At 70.0% G+C, this 19,907-nt stretch carries 3 protein-coding genes; 1 reads left to right on the forward strand and 2 read right to left on the reverse strand.

The window, feature by feature from the left end; translation table 11 throughout:
* Positions 1 to 82: 82 nt before the first annotated feature.
* On the forward strand, positions 83 to 17,818 hold the full coding sequence (locus RV983_RS01485) for a non-ribosomal peptide synthase/polyketide synthase (RefSeq protein WP_475990192.1): 17,736 nt from the start codon (positions 83 to 85) through the stop codon (positions 17,816 to 17,818).
* A 290-nt stretch (positions 17,819 to 18,108) separates the two neighbouring features.
* On the opposite strand, the gene RV983_RS01490 is transcribed toward RV983_RS01485, so the two are convergent.
* Together RV983_RS01490 and RV983_RS01495 are read right to left on the reverse strand one after the other, a co-directional pair.
* Positions 18,109 to 19,413: an MFS transporter gene (locus RV983_RS01490; RefSeq protein WP_475983917.1), complete on the reverse strand. Its 1,305-nt coding sequence runs from the start codon at positions 19,411 to 19,413 to the stop codon at positions 18,109 to 18,111.
* Positions 19,414 to 19,562: 149 nt separating this feature from the next.
* Positions 19,563 to 19,775, reverse strand: a complete 213-nt coding sequence (locus tag RV983_RS01495; protein ID WP_475983918.1) for an MbtH family protein — start codon at positions 19,773 to 19,775, stop codon at positions 19,563 to 19,565.
* Between the last annotated feature and the right edge of the window lie 132 nt (positions 19,776 to 19,907).

Genomic DNA, 19,907 nt, shown 5'->3' on the forward strand with positions numbered 1-19,907 from the left:
ACCAGAGCGTCACCCACGCCACCCTCCCCCGGCCGTCCTCCCCCACCTCGACCCCCGCGACCTCCCCCACCTCACCACCCTCATCACCGCGGGCGAAGCCCTCCCCGCCCACCAGGTCACCCCCTGGGCGGCCGACCGCACCCTCATCAACGCCTACGGACCGACCGAAACGACCGTCTGCGCCACCACCGCCCGGCTCGCCCCTCCCACTGACGTCCACATCGGCGCTCCCATCGCCAACTCCCAGGTATTCGTGCTGGACGCGGCGCTCCGGCCGGTGCCGATCGGCGTGCCCGGCGAGCTGTACGTCTCCGGAGCCGGGCTCGCCCGCGGCTACCTGAACCGCCCCGGCCTCACTTCGGAGCGCTTCGTCGCCAACCCTTACAGCGGGTCGGGCGAACGCATGTACCGCACCGGCGACCTCGCCCGCTGGAACACCGATGGACAACTCGAATACCTCGGCCGCACCGACGACCAGGTCAAGATCCGCGGCTTCCGCATCGAACTCGGCGAGATCGAGACCGCCCTGGCCTCCCACCCGGCCGTCACCCAGGCCGCCGCCGTCGTCCGCGAGGACCAGCCCGGCGACAAACGCCTCACCGCCTACGTCGTCACCACCACCCCGGACGTGGACAGCGCCGCGGTCCGCACCCACGTCGCCGGCCTGCTGCCCGACCACATGGTGCCCTCGGCCGTGGTCGTCCTGGACGCGCTCCCGCTGAGCGTGAACGGCAAGCTCGACCGCAAGGCCCTTCCCGCGCCGACGTATGGGACAACCGACGAGCGCCGGGAGCCGCGAACCCCGCAGGAACAGCTCCTGTGCCGGATGTTCGCCGACGTCCTCGGCCTGCCGGATGTCGGGGTGGACGACAACTTCTTCGACCTCGGCGGTCACTCGCTGCTGGCGACCCGTCTGGTCAGCCGCATCCGCACCGCCCTCGGCATGGAACTCCCGATCCGGGCCCTGTTCGAAACCCCCACCGTCGCCGGACTCGCCGACCGTCTGACCGATGCCGGGACAGCGCGCCGGAGGCTGACCACCGGGCCGCGCCCCGAGGTCGTCCCCCTGTCCTTCGCCCAGCAACGGCTGTGGTTCCTCGGCGAACTCGAAGGAGGCTCCGGGCTGTACAACATCCCCGTCGTCCTCCGGCTCACCGGCGACCTCCACGCCGAGGCTCTTCGCACCGCGATCCACGACGTCATCACCCGGCACGAAGTCCTCCGCACCGTCTTCCCGAGCGTCGACGGCTCGCCCAGCCAGCACATCCTCGGCCCGGACGCGATCGACCTCCGGCTCCAGCTGCCCGTGGTCGACATACCCGAAGGTGACATCGCCCGAGCCGTCAGGGAAGAAGCCGTACGGGCCTTCGACCTCAGCCGCGAGATCCCGCTGCGGGCACGGCTGTTCGCGGTGACGCCGCGGGACCACGTCCTGGTCGTGGTCCTCCACCACATCGCCGGTGACGGGTGGTCACTCGCACCGCTGGCGCGGGACATCTCCCTCGCGTACGCCTCCCGGGTCGACCACCGGATCCCCGCCTGGGAACCTCTTCCGGTCCAGTACGCCGACTACACCCTCTGGCAGCGTGAGCTCCTCGGGGACGAGGACGACCCCGCAAGCCTGCACGGCACACAGCTGACCTACTGGCGTGAGGCCCTCGCCGGCCTGCCGGAAGAACTCACCCTGCCCGCCGACCGCCCCCGGCCGCCGGTGGCATCCCATCGCGGCGTCACGGCCGGCATCCGCATCGACGCGGACCTGCACGCACGGCTGACCGCGCTGGCCCGCGCCGAGGGCGTCACCATGTTCATGGTGCTCAACGCCGCACTGGCGACGCTGCTCTCCCGCTTGGGGGCAGGCACCGACATCCCCATCGGCACTCCCGTCGCCGGACGTACCGACGAGAGTCAGAACGAGCTCGTCGGGTTCTTCGTCAACACCCTGGTGATCCGCACCGACGTATCGCGCACCCCTTCTTTCCGGGAGGTGCTGCGGCGCGTCCGGGAGCAGAGCCTGGGCGCCCTCGCCCACCAGGATGTGCCGTTCGAACGACTGGTGGAAGACCTGGCCCCCGCCCGGTCCATGGCCCGCCACCCCCTGTTCCAGGTCATGCTCGCCCTGCAGAACACCACCGACCCGGCACTCGACCTGCCCGGCCTGGACAGCCGCCTCCTGCCCAACGGCGACCAGCCGGCCAAATTCGACCTCGACCTCCAGCTCCGCGAGACCCACACCGACGGCCACCCCGCAGGCCTGACCGGCACCATCACCTACGCGGCCGACCTGTACGACCGCACCACCGTCGACAGGCTCGTCCAGCGGCTCGTCCGCGTGCTCGACGCCGTGACCACGGACCCCGCGCTTCCGGTCACCGGCATCGACCTCCTCAGCGACATCGAACGCCGACAGGTGCTGGTGGAGTGGAACGACACCGGCCGAGAGGTGCCGCAGGCCACGCTGGCGGAGTTGTTCGAGGCCCAGGTGGCCCGCGGGCAGGACGCCACGGCGGTCGAGTTCGACGGCGTCGAGGTGTCCTACGCGGAGCTGAACGCGCGGGCGAACCGTCTGGCACGACTCCTGGTCTCCCGCGGCGTGAAGCCGCAGGACCGGGTGGCGGTGATGATGGACCGCTCGGCCGATCTGATCGTGGCGCTGCTGGCGACGGTCAAGGCGGGGGCGGCGTATGTGCCGATCGACCCGGCCTATCCGGCGGACCGGATCGCCTTCATGCTGGCGGACGCCCGGCCGGCCCTGCTGGTCACGCAGCAGGCCCATGTCCGTGCGGACATCGCCGGGGAGCCCGTGGTGGTGGACGATCCCGCCGCGGCCGCCGCGATCGCGGATCTCGGCGGGGAGGACCTGTCGGACGCGGACCGGAGCGGGAGCCTGCTGGCCGTCCACCCGGCGTATGTGATCTACACCTCCGGGTCGACGGGACGTCCCAAGGGGGTGGTCGTACCGCAGCAGGCGGTCGTCCGCCTCGTCCGGCAGGCGAACTACGTCGCGTTGGGCACTGACGATGTCGTCGCTCAGGCGTCGTCGGTGTCGTTCGACGCGGCCACCTTCGAGATCTGGGGGGCGCTGGCCAACGGTGCGACGCTGGTGGGCGTCGACCGGGAGGTGCTGCTGTCACCCGAGCGGCTCACCGCGCAGATCGAGCGCAGCGGGATCACCACGATGTTCGTCACCACCGCGCTGTTCAACCGACTGGCGGCGGAGTCGCCTGAGGGGCTTGGACGCCTGCGGCACCTGCTGTTCGGCGGCGAGGCAGTCGACCCTCTGAGCGTTCGGCGGGTCCTGGAACTCGCCCCGCCCAAGCACCTGCTGCACGTGTACGGGCCGACGGAGACGACGACATTCGCGACCTGGCAGTCGGTGGAGCGGGTCGAGGACGGTTCCGTGCCGATCGGCAGACCGGTCTCCGGAGACCGGGTGTACGTCCTGGACAGCGCCTTGCGGCCGGTGCCGCCGGGCGTGGCCGGGGAGCTGTACGTGTCCGGGGCCGGGCTGGCCCATGGATACGTCAACCGGCCCGCGCTGACCGCGGAACGGTTCGTCGCCAACCCCTACGGCGGGCCGGGCGAACGCATGTACCGGACCGGGGACCTGGCCCGCTGGAACACCGACGGGCAGCTGGAATATCTGGGCCGCACCGACCACCAGGTCAAGATCCGCGGCTTCCGCATCGAACTCGGCGAGGTCGAGGCCGCCCTCGCCTCCCACCCGGCTGTCGCCCAGGCCGCCGTCATCGTCCGCGAGGACCAGCCGGGCGACAAGCGCCTCGTCGGCTACGTCGTCCCGGGCGACAACGCGGACGGCGTCGCCCTCGGCGGCGGGGCGTTCCGGGAGTACCTGTCCCGGCTGCTGCCCGACTACATGGTGCCCGCGGCCGTGGTCGTCCTGGACGCGCTCCCCCTCACGGTCAACGGCAAGCTGGACCGCAGGGCCCTGCCCGCCCCCGACTACACCGCCACGAGCCCGGGCCGGGAACCACGGACCTTCCAGGAACACCTCCTCAGCCAGGCATTCGCCGACGTCCTCGGCCTCCCGCACGTCGGGGTCGACGACAACTTCTTCGACCTCGGCGGCCACTCCCTGCTGGCCACCCGCCTGGTCAGCCGCATCCGCACGACCCTCGGGGCCGAAATCCCGATCCGCGCCCTGTTCGAAACCCCCACCGTCGCCGGACTCGCCCAGCGCGTGACGGATTCCGAGACGGCACGCCAGAGGCTGACCACCGGGCCGCGCCCCGCGACGGTGCCGCTGTCCTTCGCCCAGCAACGCCTGTGGTTCCTCGGCGAACTCGAAGGACCCTCCGGGCTCTACAACATCCCCATCGCCCTCCGCCTCACCGGCGACCTCGACCGCGACGCCCTGCGGACCGCCCTCACCGACGTCATCGCCCGGCACGAGGCTCTCCGCACCGTCTTCGCCAACGTCGACGGCACGCCGGAACAGCACATCCTCAGTCCCGATGCGATCGACCTCCAGCTGCCCATGACCGAGGTGCCGGAAGGCGGGCTCGAGCAGGCGGTGGCCGGTGAGTCCCACCGGTCCTTCGACCTCGCCCGCGAGATCCCGCTGCGGGCGCGGCTGTTCGCGGTGACGCCGCAGGACCACGTCCTGGTCGTGGTCCTCCACCATGTCGCCGGCGACGGCTGGTCACTCGCCCCCCTGGCGCGCGACATCTCCACCGCGTACGCCGCCAGGTCGGACGGCCACGCTCCCGCCTGGGAACCGCTCCCGGTCCAGTACGCCGACTACACCCTCTGGCAGCGCCACCTCCTCGGCGACCCCGACGACCCGGGAAGCCTGCACAACGCGCAGCTGGCCTACTGGCGGCAGGCACTCGCCGGCCTGCCGGAGGAGCTCGCCCTGCCCGGCGACCGCCTCCGGCCCCCCGTGGCCACCCACCGCGGCGGCACCGCGCACCTGCACATCGACGCCGACCTGCACCAGCGGCTCAGCGCCCTGGCCCGCGCCGAAGGCGTCACCATGTTCATGGTGCTCAACGCCGCACTGGCGACACTGCTGTCCCGCCTCGGCTCGGGAACCGACATCCCCATCGGCACCTCAGTGGCCGGCCGCACCGACGAGAGTCTGGACGAACTCGTCGGGTTCTTCGTGAACACCTTGGTGATCCGTACCGACGTGTCGGGCAACCCGTCCTTCCGGGAGGTGCTGCGCCGCGTCCGCGAGCAGAGCCTGGGCGCCCTCGCCCGCCAGGACGTGCCCTTCGAACGGCTGGTGGAAGACCTCGCCCCCGCCCGGTCCCTGGCCCGCCATCCCCTGTTCCAGGTCATGCTGGGCCTGCAGAACACCGCATCGCCCGTCCTCGACCTGCCGAGGCTTGCCACCGCCCTGCTGCCGACCGGCGACCAGCCGGCCAAGTTCGACCTCGACATCCAGCTCCAGGAGACCTTCGCTGCCCACGGCCGGCCGAGCGGCCTGACCGGCGTCATCACCTACGCGACCGATCTGTTCGACCACACCACGGTCGTCACCCTCATCGAACGGCTCGTCCGGCTCCTCGACGCCATGGCCGCCGACACCGCCCGGCCCGTCACCGGCATCGACCTGCTCAGCCCGGCCGAACGCCGCCAAGTCCTCGTGGAGTGGAACGACACATCACACGAGGTGCCGGCGTCGACGCTTCCGGAACTGTTCCAGGCGCAGGCGGCCCGCACGCCGGACGCCACCGCCATCGTGTTCGAGGACACAGAGGTGTCCTACGCCGACCTCAACGCGCGCGCCAACCGGCTCGCCCGCCTCCTGGTCACACACGGCGCCGGACCCGAACAACTCGTCGCCCTGGCGCTCCCCCGCTCGACCGACCTCATCGTCGCCCTTCTGGCCGTGCTCAAGACAGGCGCCGCCTACCTCCCCATCGACCCCGACCACCCCGCCGACCGGATCGCCCACCTGCTCTCCGATGCTCGTCCGGCGCTCCTGGTCACCACGGAAGCCGTCGATCCGGAGGGGAACGTCCGCCGGCTCGTCCTCGACGACCCGCGCACGACAGGCGTCCTCGACGGCCTGCCCGCCGGCGACCTCGACGACGCCGAACGGCACGGCCTGTTGCTGCCCGCGCACCCGGCGTACGTCATCTACACCTCCGGCTCCACCGGACAGCCGAAGGGCGTGGCCATCACCCACCAGGGCGTGGTCAACTACATCGCCCGCACCTGGCACGCCTATCCCGACCTCAGCGGAAGCACCCTGCTCCACGCGTCCATCGCCTTCGACCTCGGCGTCACGGCCCTGTACGGCGCGCTCACCAGCGGCGGACGCCTCCACATCGCCACCTGGGACGAAACCCTCCCGGCCGCCCTCGCCGGCCACGACATCACCTTCCTCAAGGCCACACCCAGCCACCTGGCGTTCCTGCAGACCCTTCCCGGCAACTGGGCACCCACCGGCCGGCTCATGCTCGGCGGAGAACCCCTGCGCACGGAGCAACTCCGGCAGTGGCACCGTGACCACCCGGACGTGCCCGTCGTCAACCACTACGGACCGACCGAGACCACCGTCGGCTGCACCGACCACCCCGTGAACGTCGCCGGCGACACCGGCCAGGGGATCACGCCCATCGGCCGCCCGATGTGGAACACCCAGACCTACGTGCTCGACCCGGCCCTGCGGCCGGTTCCCCCGGGCACCCCCGGCGAGCTGTACGTCGCCGGCGCCCAACTCGCCCGCGGATATCTCCACCGCCCCGCTCTCACCGCCGAGCGCTTCGTCGCCAACCCCTACGGCACGCCCGGACAGCGCATGTACCGCACCGGCGACCTCGCCCGCTGGACCGGCGACGGCCGGCTCGAATACCTCGGCCGGGCCGACGACCAGATCAAGATCCGCGGCTTCCGCATCGAACCCGGCGAGATCGAAGCCGCCCTCACCTCCCATCCCGCGGTCGTGCAGGCCGCCATGGTGGTCCGCGAGGACCGCCCCGGGGACAAACGCCTCATCGGCTACATCGTCGCCGGAACGGACGTTGACGGCGCCACCGTCCGCGCCCATGTCGCCGGTCTGCTGCCCGACTACATGGTGCCGTCGGCAGTAGTGGTCCTGGACGCGCTCCCGCTCACCGCCAACGGGAAGCTCGACCGCCGCGCCCTCCCCGCACCCGCGTACGAGACGACCGAGGTGAGCCGGGAGCCGCGAACCCTCCAGGAGCAATTGCTCTGCCAGGTGTTCGCCGGCATTCTCGGCCTGCCGCACGTCGGAGTGGACGACAACTTCTTCGACCTCGGCGGCCACTCGCTGCTCGCCGTACGGCTGGTCAGCCGCATCCGCACGGTGCTCGGGGTGGAGGTCCCGATCCGGGCCCTGTTCGAAAGCCCCACGGTCGCCGGACTGGCGGCTCGGCTGGGAGATGTGGACGACGAAGCACGGCCTCAGGTCACGCCCAGGCCGCGGCCGGACGTCCTGCCGCTGTCCTTCGCCCAGACCCGGCTGTGGTTCCTGCGCCAACTGGAAGGCGGAAACGCCAACTACAACATCCCGGTGGTCCTGCGCCTGACGGGCGCCCTGGACGCCGAGGCCATGGGTGCCGCCCTGCGCGATGTCCTCGTACGGCACGAAGCGCTACGGACCGTCTTCCCGGCCCCCGACGGCACACCACGGCAGTTGATCCTTCCCTCGGAGTCCGTGCCCTTCGACGTGCCGCTGATCGACGTCGCCGAGGCAGACCTGCGCGAGGAGATAGAGCGCGCCTCGCGCTCCGCGTTCGAACTGCGCACCGACATCCCGCTGCGAGCCCGGCTCTTCCGGCTGCGCCCGCAGGAGCACGTGCTGGTGATCGTGGTGCACCACATCGCCGCCGACGCATGGTCGCTGGGCCCCCTGGCCCGAGACGTGTCGGACGCCTACAGCGCCCGGTCCAGCGGCCGGCCTCCCGTCTGGGAAGCCCTGCCGGTCCAGTACGCCGACTACACCCTCTGGCAGCGTGACCTCCTCGGCGACCCCGACGACTCCGCAAGCCTGCACAACGCTCAGCTGACCTACTGGCGTGAGAGGTTGGCCGGGCTGCCGGAAGAACTCGCCCTGCCCGCCGACCGCCCCCGGCCCCGGACGGCCACCCACCGAGGCGGCACCTCCGGCGTGCACATCGACGCCGCCCTGCACCAGCGGCTGACCGCCCTGGCCCAGGCCGAAGGCGTCACCATGTTCATGGTGCTCAACGCCGCACTGGCGACGTTGTTCTCCCGCCTCGGTGCGGGCACCGACATCCCCATCGGCACCCCCATCGCGGGGCGCACCGACGAGAACCTCGACCAGCTCGTCGGCTTCTTCATCAACACCCTCGTCATCCGCACCGACCTGTCCGGCGACCCGAGCTTCCGCGACATGCTGCGTCGCGTCCGCGACGAGAGCCTGGGCGCCCTCGCCCACCAGGACCTGCCGTTCGAACGGCTGGTGGAAGACCTCGCCCCCACCCGGTCCACGGCCCGCCATCCGCTCTTCCAGACCATGCTGGTGTTGCAGAACGTCGCACCTGCCACCCTCGATGTGCCCGGACTGGGCATAGAGAGGCTCGACGTCGGCGACAATCCGGTCTTCGACTTGTCCTTCGTCGTCGGAGAGGCATTCGACGCCGAAGGCGGTGCCGCCGGTGTGAACGGAATCGTCACGTTCGCCGCCGATCTGTTCGACCACGCGACCGTCGACGGGCTCGTCGACCGACTGGTCCAGGTGCTGGATGCGGTGACGGCCGATCCTGATCTACCGGTGGGCCGCATCGAGGTGCTGGGTGCCGGTGAGCGTCGGCGTGTGCTGGTGGAGTGGAACGACACGGCGCGGGACGTGCCGGCGATGACGCTTCCCGAGCTGTTCCAGGCCCAGGCCGCCCGCACCCCGGACGCGACCGCGGTGGCCTTCGGCGACACCGAACTGTCCTACGCCGAACTCAACGGCCGCGCCAACCGGCTCGCCCGCCACCTGGTCGAGCACGGCGTCGGACCCGAACACCTGGTAGCCGTGGCACTGCCCCGGTCGATCGACCTCATCGTCGCCATCCTCGCCGTCATGAAAGCCGGAGGCGCCTACCTACCGATCGACCCCGCCTACCCCACCGACCGGATCACCTACCAACTCACCGACGCCCAACCCGCACTCCTCATCACCAGCACAGCAACCCAGGAAAAACTGACCGCAGCCGACACCACACAACTGTCCCTGGACAACCCCCAGCTACGACAGACCCTGACCGACCTCCCCGACCACGACCTGACGGACACCGAGCGACACGATCCCCTGCAGATCGCCCACCCCGCCTACGTCATCTACACCTCCGGCTCCACCGGCCGCCCCAAGGGCGTCACCGTCACCCACCACGGCCTCTCCAGCCTGATCACCGCACAAGCGGAAAAGTTCACCATCACGCCCGCAAGCCGCGTCCTCCAATTCGCCTCACCCAGCTTCGACGCCGCCATCGCAGAGATCGCCGTGACATTGTGCAGCGGGGCCTGCCTTGTCCTGGCGGCTCAGGAGGACCTGGTGGACGGAGCGGCGCTGCCCCTTCTCCTCACCGCCGGCAGGGTGACTCATGTGACCCTGCCGCCCGTCCTGTTGGCGGGGCTCGATGCGGACAGCCTGCCCGCGGTGACCACGTTGGTGACCGCCGGTGAGTCGCTGCGGCCCGATCTGGTCGGCCCCTGGGCGGCCGGGCGGCGTCTGGTCAACGCCTATGGCCCGACGGAGTCCACGGTCTGCACCACGATGGGCGTACTGACCACCGACAGCGCGACCCCGTACATCGGGGAGCCGATCGCCAATACCCGGGTGTTCGTGCTGGACGCGGCGCTTCGGCCGGTGCCGATCGGGATCGCTGGCGAGCTGTATGTCTCCGGAGCCGGGCTGGCCCGCGGATACCTGAACCGCCCCGGCCTGACCGCGCAACGGTTCGTCGCCAACCCCTACGGCGGGTCGGGCGAACGCATGTACCGGACCGGGGACCTCGCCCGCTGGAACACCGACGGGCAGCTGGAGTATCTGGGCCGTACCGACGACCAGGTCAAGATCCGCGGCTTCCGCATCGAACTCGGCGAGATCGAGACCGCCCTGGCCTCCCACCCGGCCGTCACCCAGGCCGCAGTCATCGTCCGCGAGGACCAGCCCGGCGACAAACGCCTCACCGCCTACGTCGTCACCACCACCCCGGACGTGGACAGCGCCGCGGTCCGCACCCACGTCGCCGGCCTGCTGCCCGACCACATGGTGCCCTCGGCCGTGGCCGTCCTGGACGCGCTCCCGCTCACGGTGAACCGCAAACTCGACCGCAAAGCCCTCCCCGCTCCCGACTACAGCGCCGCTGCCACCAGCCGCGGCCCGGCGAACGCCCAGGAAGAAATCCTGTGCGCCCTGGCCGCCGAGGTACTCAACCTGCCGTCGGTCGGAGTCGACGACAACTTCTTCGACGTGGGCGGGCACTCCCTCCTCGCCACACGCCTGGCCAGCCGCATCCGGTCGGTGTTCGGCGTCGAGGTCCCGATCCGCACCCTGTTCGAGGCCCCCACGCTCCGAGAACTCGCCACCCGGCTGACCACCTCCAGCCATTCCCGGCCCCCACTGATCCCGGCGCAGCGACCGGAACTCGTGCCGCTGTCCTTCGCCCAGCAACGCCTGTGGTTCCTCAGCGAACTCGAAGGCCCCTCCCCCACCTACAACATCCCGATGGCCCTACGGCTGACCGGCACACTCGACACCGACGCCCTGCACGCCGCACTCCACGACGTCGTAGACCGCCACGAAGTCCTGCGCACCATGTTCACCACCATCGACGGCCAGCCCTACCAGCGCATCGTGAACGCCGACACGATCGGTGACCTGCTCACCACCGTCGACGCCGCACAGGCCCCCCAGCCCGAACTGACCCGCCTGGTCACCGAAGCGGCGCAGCACCGCTTCAACTTGACAGACGAGATCCCGCTGCGCGCACATCTGTTCCGGACCGGCCCCGACGAGCATGTCCTGGTCGTGGTGGTGCACCACATCGCCGGTGACGGATGGTCGCTGGGCCCGCTGGCCCACGACGTGTCGACCGCCTACACCGCCCGCACCACCAGCGAATCCCCTGCTTGGCGGCCGTTGCCCGTGCAGTACGCCGACTACGCCCTGTGGCAGCGGGAGTTGCTGGGCAACGCCTCCGATTCCGCCAGTCTGCTGTCAGAACAGTTGACGTATTGGCGTCACGCGCTGGGTGGGATTCCCGAGGAGTTGGCCCTGCCGGCCGACCGGCCGCGTCCACCAGTGGCCTCCCACCAAGGCGGCACCATCGACCTCCACATCGACACCGAAGTCCACCAGGCAATCGTGGACCTGGCACGCGCGCACGGCGTGACCGTGTTCATGGTGATGCAGACCGCACTGGCCGTCCTGCTGAACCGCCTCGGCGCCGGGAACGACATCCCCATCGGCACCCCCATCGCCGGACGGACCGACGAAGCACTCGACGACCTCGTCGGCTTCTTCGTCAACACCCTCGTCCTGCGCTCCGACCTGTCCGGGAACCCCACCTTCACACAGCTCCTCGAACGCACTCGTGAGCGCGCACTGAACGCCTACGCCCACCAGGACGTCCCGTTCGAACGCCTCGTGGAAGAACTCGCCCCCACCCGCTCGATGGCCCGCCACCCCCTCTTCCAAATCATGCTCACCCTCCAGAACACCACACAAGCCAAACTGGACCTGCCCGGCCTGACCATCGAAGCCCTGCCCACAGGCAACGGCCCCGCCAAGTTCGACCTCGACGTCCAGCTCAACGAACACCTCACCCACGACGGAACCCCCGCAGGCCTGCACGGCGCGATCACCTACGCCACCGACCTCTTCGACCACCCCACCGCCGCCGGCATCGGCGAACGATTCATCCGCGTCCTGCAAACGGTCACCGCCGATCCATCGGCGCAGGTCAACCACGTGGACGTGCTGGACCCCGCCGAACACCACCGCATCCTGGCGGAGTGGAACGACACCGCCCGCGACGTTCACCTCGCAACGCTTCCCGAGCTGTTCCAGTCGCAGGTCGCCCGCACCCCGGACGCGACCGCGGTGGTGTTCGAGGACACCGAACTGTCCTACCGCGAACTCAACACCCGGGCCAACCGTCTCGCACGCCTTCTCATCGACCGCGGCATACGGCCTGAAGACGTCGTCGCTCTGGCACTGCCACGGTCGATCGACCTCATCATCGCCATCCTGGCGGTGATGAAGGCCGGGGGCGCCTACCTGCCGATCGATCCTCGCTATCCCGCGGACCGGATCGCCTACATGCTCACCGACGCCCGGCCGGCAGTGCTCATCACCGGCCAGGCGACACAAGACGAACTGCCGCCCACCGATGTGGTGCAACTGTCGCTTGAGGAGGCGCAGCTGCAAGAAACCCTGGCGGGCCACCCCGGGCACGACGTGAGCGACGCCGAACGCCACGGGCCGCTACTGATCGGCCACCCCGCCTACGTCATCTACACCTCAGGCTCCACCGGCAGCCCCAAGGGCGTCCTGGTCACCCACCGAGGCGTGCCGAACCTCGCCGCCGACCACATCGAGCGGCTCCAGATCGGACCGGAAAGCCGGCTGCTCCAGTTCGCCTCACCCAGTTTCGACGCCTCGGTGGCCGACATGTGGCCGGCGTGGCTGGCGGGTGCTGCCGTGGTGCTGGCTTCCGCGGACGAGATGTCCCCCGGTGCGCCGTTGGCGCGGCTGGCCGCCCGCCAGCGCGTCACACACGCGACCCTGCCCCCCGCGACGCTGCCGCTGCTCGCGTCCGCGGGCGGTCTCCCGGAGGCGATGACCCTCGTGGTCGCCGGTGACGTGTGCCCGCCGGAGACCGCGGAGCGGTGGTCCCGCGGCCGACTCATGCTGAACATCTACGGGCCGACGGAAGCGACGGTCGCGTCGCTGGCCAGCGCTCCTTTGTCCGGGTCCGGCGTTCCGCCCATCGGCGCACCCCTGTGGAACATGTGCGCTTACGTGCTGGACTCCGCTCTGCGGCCGGTGCCCCCCGGCGTCGCCGGGGAGTTGTACCTGGCCGGCGTGCAGCTGGCCCGGGGGTACGTCAACCGGCCGTCGCTGACCGCGGAACGGTTCGTCGCCAACCCCTATGGCGGGCCGGGCGAGCGGATGTACCGGACCGGGGACCTGGCCCGCTGGAACACCGACGGGCAGCTGGAGTATCTGGGCCGCACCGACGACCAAATCAAGATCCGCGGCTTCCGCATCGAACTCGGCGAGGTCGAGGCCGCCCTCGCCTCCCACCCGGCTGTCGCCCAGGCCGCCGTCATCGTCCGCGAGGACCAGCCGGGCGACAAGCGCCTCGTCGGCTACGTCGTCCCCACCGGGGACTCCACACCGCAGGCGGACGGCGCCGCCCTGCGCGCCCACGTCGCCGGCCTGCTGCCGGACTACATGGTGCCGGCGGCGATCGTCGCACTGGACGCGCTCCCGCTCACGGCGAACCGCAAGTTGGACCGCAGAGCCCTGCCCGCCCCCGACTACGGTGCCGGTGTCACCGGCCGGGCTCCGGCGAACGTCGAGGAGGAAATCCTGTGCGCGGTGTTCGCCGAGGTGCTCAACCTGCCCCAGGTCGGGGTGGACGACAACTTCTTCGAACTCGGCGGACACTCCCTCCTCGCAGTGACGCTGGTGGAGCGGGTGCGCGAGCGGGGCATCGCCGTGGATGTCCGCTCGCTGTTCGTCAGCCCGACGGTGGCGGAACTGGCCGCGGCCGTCGAACAGACGGCCGCGCAGGTGGCCGTCCCGGCCAACGGCATCCCGGCCGACGCCACGGCGATCACGCCGGAGATGGTGACGCTGGTCGACCTCACCGGCGAGGAGATCGACCGGATCGTCGCCGCCGTTCCGGGAGGGGCAGCCAACATCGCCGACATCTACCCGCTGGCCCCGCTGCAGGAGGGGATCTTCTTCCACTCCCTGATGGAGGGCGGGAACGTCAGCGACCCCTACGTCCTGCCGATCGTGCTGGGCTTCGATTCCCGGGCACGGGTGGAGGCGTTCCTCGCCGCGGTGCGGCGGGTCGTCGACCGGCATGACATCCTGCGGACCTCCTTCGTCTGGGAGGGCCTGCGCGCACCGGTCCAGGTGGTGGCACGCCAGGCAACGCTTGCCGTGCGGGAGGTGGACCTCCCCGCGGAGACGGACCGTGCCGGCTCGGACATGGCGGGCCGGCTCCTCGCGGCATGCCCGCCGCGCATGGACCTCACCCGGGGCCCGTTGCTGAATGTCCATGTGGCCCGGCAACCCGGCGCTGACCACTGGATGGCGGTCCTGCAGGTCCATCACCTGATCCAGGACCACACCGCGTTGGACGTGGTCATGGGCGAGGTGGCCGCCTTCCTCGACGGGAGTCAGGACACCCTGCCCGAGCCGCTGCCGTTCCGGGAGTTCGTCGGGCGGGCCAGGTCGGGAGTGTCCCCCCAGGAACAGGAAAAGTTCTTCGCGGCTCTGCTCGGCGGTGTGAGCGAGCCGACCGCGCCGTACGGCTTGCTGGACGTGTTCGGAGACGGCCGCGACGTGACCGAGGCGCGGACGCCACTGGACACGGGCCTCGCGGTGCGGCTGCGGGAGCAGGCCCGGCGCCTGGGTGTCAGCCCGGCGACGCTGTTCCACGTCGCCTGGGCGCGCGTCGTGTCGGCCACCTCGGGCCGTGACGACGTGGTGTTCGGCACCGTGCTGTTCGGCCGGATGAACGCCGGAACCGGCGCGGACCGGGTGCCGGGACTGTTCATGAACACCCTTCCCGTCCGGGTGAACACGAGTGTCGGGGGTGTGCTGGAAGCGGTGCGGGGGATGCAGCGGCAGCTCGCGGACCTGCTGGTTCACGAGCACGCCTCGTTGGCGGTGGCGCAGCAGGCCAGCGAGGTTCCCGCCCGGACACCGCTGTTCACCTCGCTGTTCAACTACCGCCACAGTGAGGCTGCCGCTGCCGGCGCCGGGCTTGACGGTGTCGATCTGCTCCAGGCGCACGAGCGCACCAACTACCCGGTCGCCGTCAGCATCGACGACACCGGTGAGGGCTTTGTCGTCAAGGCTCAGACGGTGTCCCCGATCGATCCGCGCGCCCTTGCGTCGATGGTGACCACGGCGGCCGAGGCCGTCGTGTCGGCACTGGAGACGGCACCGTCGACCGCACTCGGCCAGGTCGATGTGCTCGAAGCCGTCGAGCGCGAGCGAATCCTGGTCGAGTGGAACGACACCGCCCGTGATGTTGCTCCCGCGACGCTTCCCGAGCTGTTCCAGTCGCGGGTGGCCCGGACCCCGGACGCTGCCGCGGTGGTGTTCGAGGACCTCCAACTCACCTACGCGGAACTGAACGCGCAGGCCAACCGGCTGGCACGGGCACTGGTCGCGCGCGGGGCCGGTCCCGAACACCGGATCGCGGTCATGATGGACCGCTCCGCCGATCTCGTCATCACCCTGCTCGCCGTACTCAAGGCCGGCGCCGCCTACGTGCCGATCGACCCCGAGTACCCGGCCGAGCGCGTGGCCTACGTACTGCGGGACGCCAAGCCCACACTCGTCGTGACCACCCGCCAGGCCGAAGGTGTGCTGCCCGAAGATGCGGCACGGGTCGTACTCGACGACCCCACCACCGCGGCTCAGCTGGGAAGGTTGGCCGACGGAGACCTGTCGGACACCGACCGCGGCAGCGTCCTGCTACCCGCCCACCCCGCCTACGTCATCTACACCTCCGGCTCCACCGGACGACCCAAGGGCGTGACGGTCCCACACACCGGTGTCGCCAACCGGCTGGCCTGGATGCAAAACGCCTACCGCCTCACACCGCACGACCGCATCGTGCAGAAAACACCGTTCGGATTCGACGTGTCCGTATGGGAGTTCTTCTGGCCCCTCCTCGAAGGCGCCACCCTTGTCATAGCCCGCCCAGGCGGACACCGCGACCCCGAATACCTCGCCGAGCTCATCCAGCGCCAACAGATCACCATCGCCCACTTCGTCCCGTCCATGCTGCAAGTCTTCATCGCCGAGCCCACCGCCCGGGAGTGCGCATCGCTGCGGGCCGCCGTCTGCAGCGGCGAGGCGCTGCCGGCCTCTTTGCGCGACCAGTTCCACACAGTGCTGCCCATCCCACTCCACAACCTCTACGGTCCGACCGAAGCATCCATCGACGTCACCGCCTTCACCTGCGAACCCGACGCCGACACCGCCGATGCCGTACCCATCGGCCGCCCGGTCTGGAACACACAGGCGTTCGTCCTCGACGCCGCACTGCAACCCGTACCACCCGGCGTCGCCGGAGAGCTGTACCTCGCCGGAATCCAACTCGCCCGCGGATACCTCGACCGACCCGCACTGACCGCCGAACGATTCATCGCCAACCCCCACGGCGAACCAGGCGAACGCATGTACCGCACCGGAGACCTCGCCCGCTGGAACACCGAAGGTGCCCTGGAGTACCTCGGCCGCACCGACCACCAGGTCAAAATCCGCGGCTTCCGCATCGAACTCGGCGAAATCGAAGCCGCACTCCACACCCACCCAGCCGTCGCCCAGGCCGCCGTCATCGTCAGAGAAGACCACCCCGGCGACCAACGCCTCACCGCCTACATCGTGCCGGCGAACGGTCCGGACAGCGGTGCGGACCTCGTGGCAGTCCGTGCCGGGCTGTCAGCCGTGCTGCCGGAGTACATGGTGCCGTCCGCGATCGTCCCGCTGGCGGACGGACTGCCGTTGACGGTGAACGGCAAGCTCGACCGCACGGCACTGCCGGCCCCCGACCACGCCACCGGACACACGAGCCGGCGACCGCGAACCACCGACGAACACCTGCTTCGCGAGATTTTCGCCGACGTTCTCGGCCTACCTGTGGTCGGGGTGGATGACAACTTCTTCGACCTCGGTGGGCACTCGCTGCTCGCCGTGCGGCTGTTGGGTGAGATCCGCAACGCCACCGGCTCGCAGCTGTCACTCGTGAGCGTGTTCCAGAACCCCACCGTGACGGGCCTGGCATCGCTGCTCGGCACCGGCAGCGGCAGCGGCAGCGAGGAGGACCTCTTCCAGCCGGTGGTCGCACTACGCGGGCACGGAGACCGGCCGCCGCTGTTCTGCCTGCCCCCCGCCAGCGGTTTCGGCCTGTCCTACATCGGTCTGGTGCGGCATCTGGACGCCGACCAGCCCGTGTACGGACTCCAGGCTCCGGGCGTCACCGGTGCGCAGACAGCCCCGTCCGACCTCGACGCGCTGGTCACCTGGTACGTCGACCACATCACGAGCGTCCAGCGGAGCGGCCCCTACCACCTGCTCGGCTGGTCCATGGGCGGCAACCTCGCGCACGCCGTCGCGGTACAGCTCCAGCAGGCCGGGCATGAGGTGGCTCTGCTGGCCGTGATGGACGCCTACCCGCCGGACACCGACACCCCGCATGAGGAAGCCGGCGACCACTCCGTCATGGTTCAGCTCCTGCATGCCCTCGGGCGCACGGTGGACACGCTTGACCACCCGCTCACCGTTCCCGAGACACTGAAGATCATCAAGGAGGAGATCGCCGACCTGGAGGAGCTGACCGAGGACCACCTCCGGGGGGTCATCCAGAACACTCGGGACAACTGGCGGATGGTCCGGCGCACCCTGCCCGGACACTTCGCGGGCGACATCCTCCATTTCCCGGCGACCGACAGCGGGTTCTCACACGAGGAGGTCCTGCAGCGGTGGGCTCCCTACTTCACCGGCCGCCTGCACATCCATCCCGTCGCCGCCGCACATAACGACATGACCCGGCCTGAGCCCCTGCATCAGGTGGGGACAGTACTGGCCGCCGTCTTGGCGAGGCGTTCGTAGTGACGTGAGGGCCCACGCGCGAGATCGCGCGTGGGCCCTCACGAGTCACCAGGACGGCACGGAGCGGGGAGGACGGAGCGGCACATACGGGATCTCGGTGACCGCGGGGGCCCGGGATTTCGAGGTCAGCCCCGAGGGTCTGCCGGGCGGGGTGAAGCAGGCGGTGGTCGACCGGGGTGAGGGTCCGGCTGCGGTTCAGGTGCGCGCTTCTCCCGTGACACGACGGCAGCCCCGCCCCGGGCATCGGGACGTCGCCTCGCAGCAGGGGGTGCGTTCCCGACCGACTGTGGTCAGTGCGGATCCGGGTTCATCATCGGGGCCGGCGCCCCGGCGGTCTCTTCAACTGCGGCATCGACGCGGGAGCCGAAGAGAAAAGCGCCGGCCAGGCACAGGAGTATCGCTCCTGCAAGGAAGGAGGCCCGGGGGCCGATGCCGTAGTAGACCAGCCCTGTCAGGAGGACCCCCAAGGCGCCCGCACTCACATTGACCATCTGAAAGGTCATGGTGACCCGGCCCAGCAGACCGGCCGGAGCCTGCGTCTGGCGAAGTGAAGCCGCGGTGACGTTCCATACCAGGCTCACCGCTCCGTAACAGGCGACGAACAGCACCGCTGCCGTGGCCGACCCGGCCAGGCCGATGCCGGCGCAGACGCCTCCCATGATCAGCGAGCCGAGCCACAGGACACGGACCGGACCGATCCGGGTCCCCAGGTAGGACGCCAGCGGCACACCGGCGATCCCACCGACCGCGAACACCGCCACCAGGAGGGCATAGCCGGAACTTCCCAGTCCCAGCGTGTGCCGCGCGTACAGGACCAGGACGGACATCAGGCCGGCGACCACGAGATTGACCAGCGCTGACATGGCACACACACGGCGCAGCAGACGGTGCCGCCACAGCCAGCGGAGGCCGTGCAGGGCGTCCTCGCGCAGGGACCGCCGTGTGGAAGGAGTGTCGCCGGACGCGGCCGGACGACCGCTCGGCATCAGCAGAATGAGCCCTGCAGAGCACATGAAGGACAGAGTGTCGACTCCGAGCGGCAGTGCCGGTGTGATTTCGAAGAGGACGGCTCCGACCGGAGCACCCACCAAGCTCCCGGCGATCAACCAACTGGCCTGGAGGCGTCCGTTCGCCTTGGTCAGCGACTCGGGCGCCACCAAGGAGGGCACGAGGCCGGACCAAGCGCCGCTGTAGAGCGTGTGGCCGCAGCCCAGGAGAAAGGCGACCCCGGCCAGCATGGGGATCGACAGGGCGTGGAACACCGTGAGAAGCGCGACGCCGGCCGTGATCGCTGCCCGCGCCATGTCGACGAGCCACAGGACACGACGACGCTCAAGCCTGTCCGCGAGGACACCGGACACCAGACTGACCAGAAGCCAGGGAAGCTGTCCGGCGAAAGCCACCAGGGCGACCTGCCGGGCGTCGTCAGTGAGGCCGGCGGTGAGCAGAGGAAGGGCAACCTGCCGCATGCCGTCACCCAGACTGGAGACGGTCACCGCAGCCCAGACGCCATAGAACTGCCGCGGCAGTTGCCGAGGAGTGTTTCGCCTTGGAGAGCGCATAGATGATTTCACTGGATCAGCAGACCTGGACATGAGGGGGTCGTATAATGGGACCGCGAGTCGGCCGACGACCTACGCCGAGAGCATGGGCTCGTGCCCAGCAAGGTTTTTCAGCGGTCGACGCGGCCGAGCCCCCGATACGGTTTCCCGGTTCTCCGGCGGCATGTCGTCCCGAAGACGGCTCAGTTGCCGTCCACGGCGTCGACAAGGCTCTTCGGCCGCATGTCGGTCCACGTCTGCTCGATGTAGTCCAGGCAGTCCTGCCGAGGAGCCTTGCCGAGCGCGATCTCCCAGCCGTCGGGGATCTCCACGAATATCGGCCACAGCGAGTACTGCCTCTCCGCGTTGACCAACACAAGGTAATGGGCGTCCTGGTCCTCGAACGGGTTCGTCATGATCGCTTCCATGTTTTCTGGTATCGGGGTGTCACCGCATCTTGCCTTCCCGCAACCGCCCCCTCACGATCCGTGAGGGTTCGTCACACCACGTCGGTCTTCTGTCGAACGGGGCATCCGGGAGCGGACGGA

The organism is Streptomyces sp. RLA123, assembly GCF_056270165.1.

Excerpts from the sequence above, each read along its gene's own strand:
- RV983_RS01490 (WP_475983917.1), bottom strand. The coding sequence starts at position 19,413 with ATGTCCAGGTCTGCTGATCCAGTGAAATCATCTATGCGCTCTCCAAGG.
- RV983_RS01495 (WP_475983918.1), bottom strand. The coding sequence starts at position 19,775 with ATGACGAACCCGTTCGAGGACCAGGACGCCCATTACCTTGTGTTGGTC.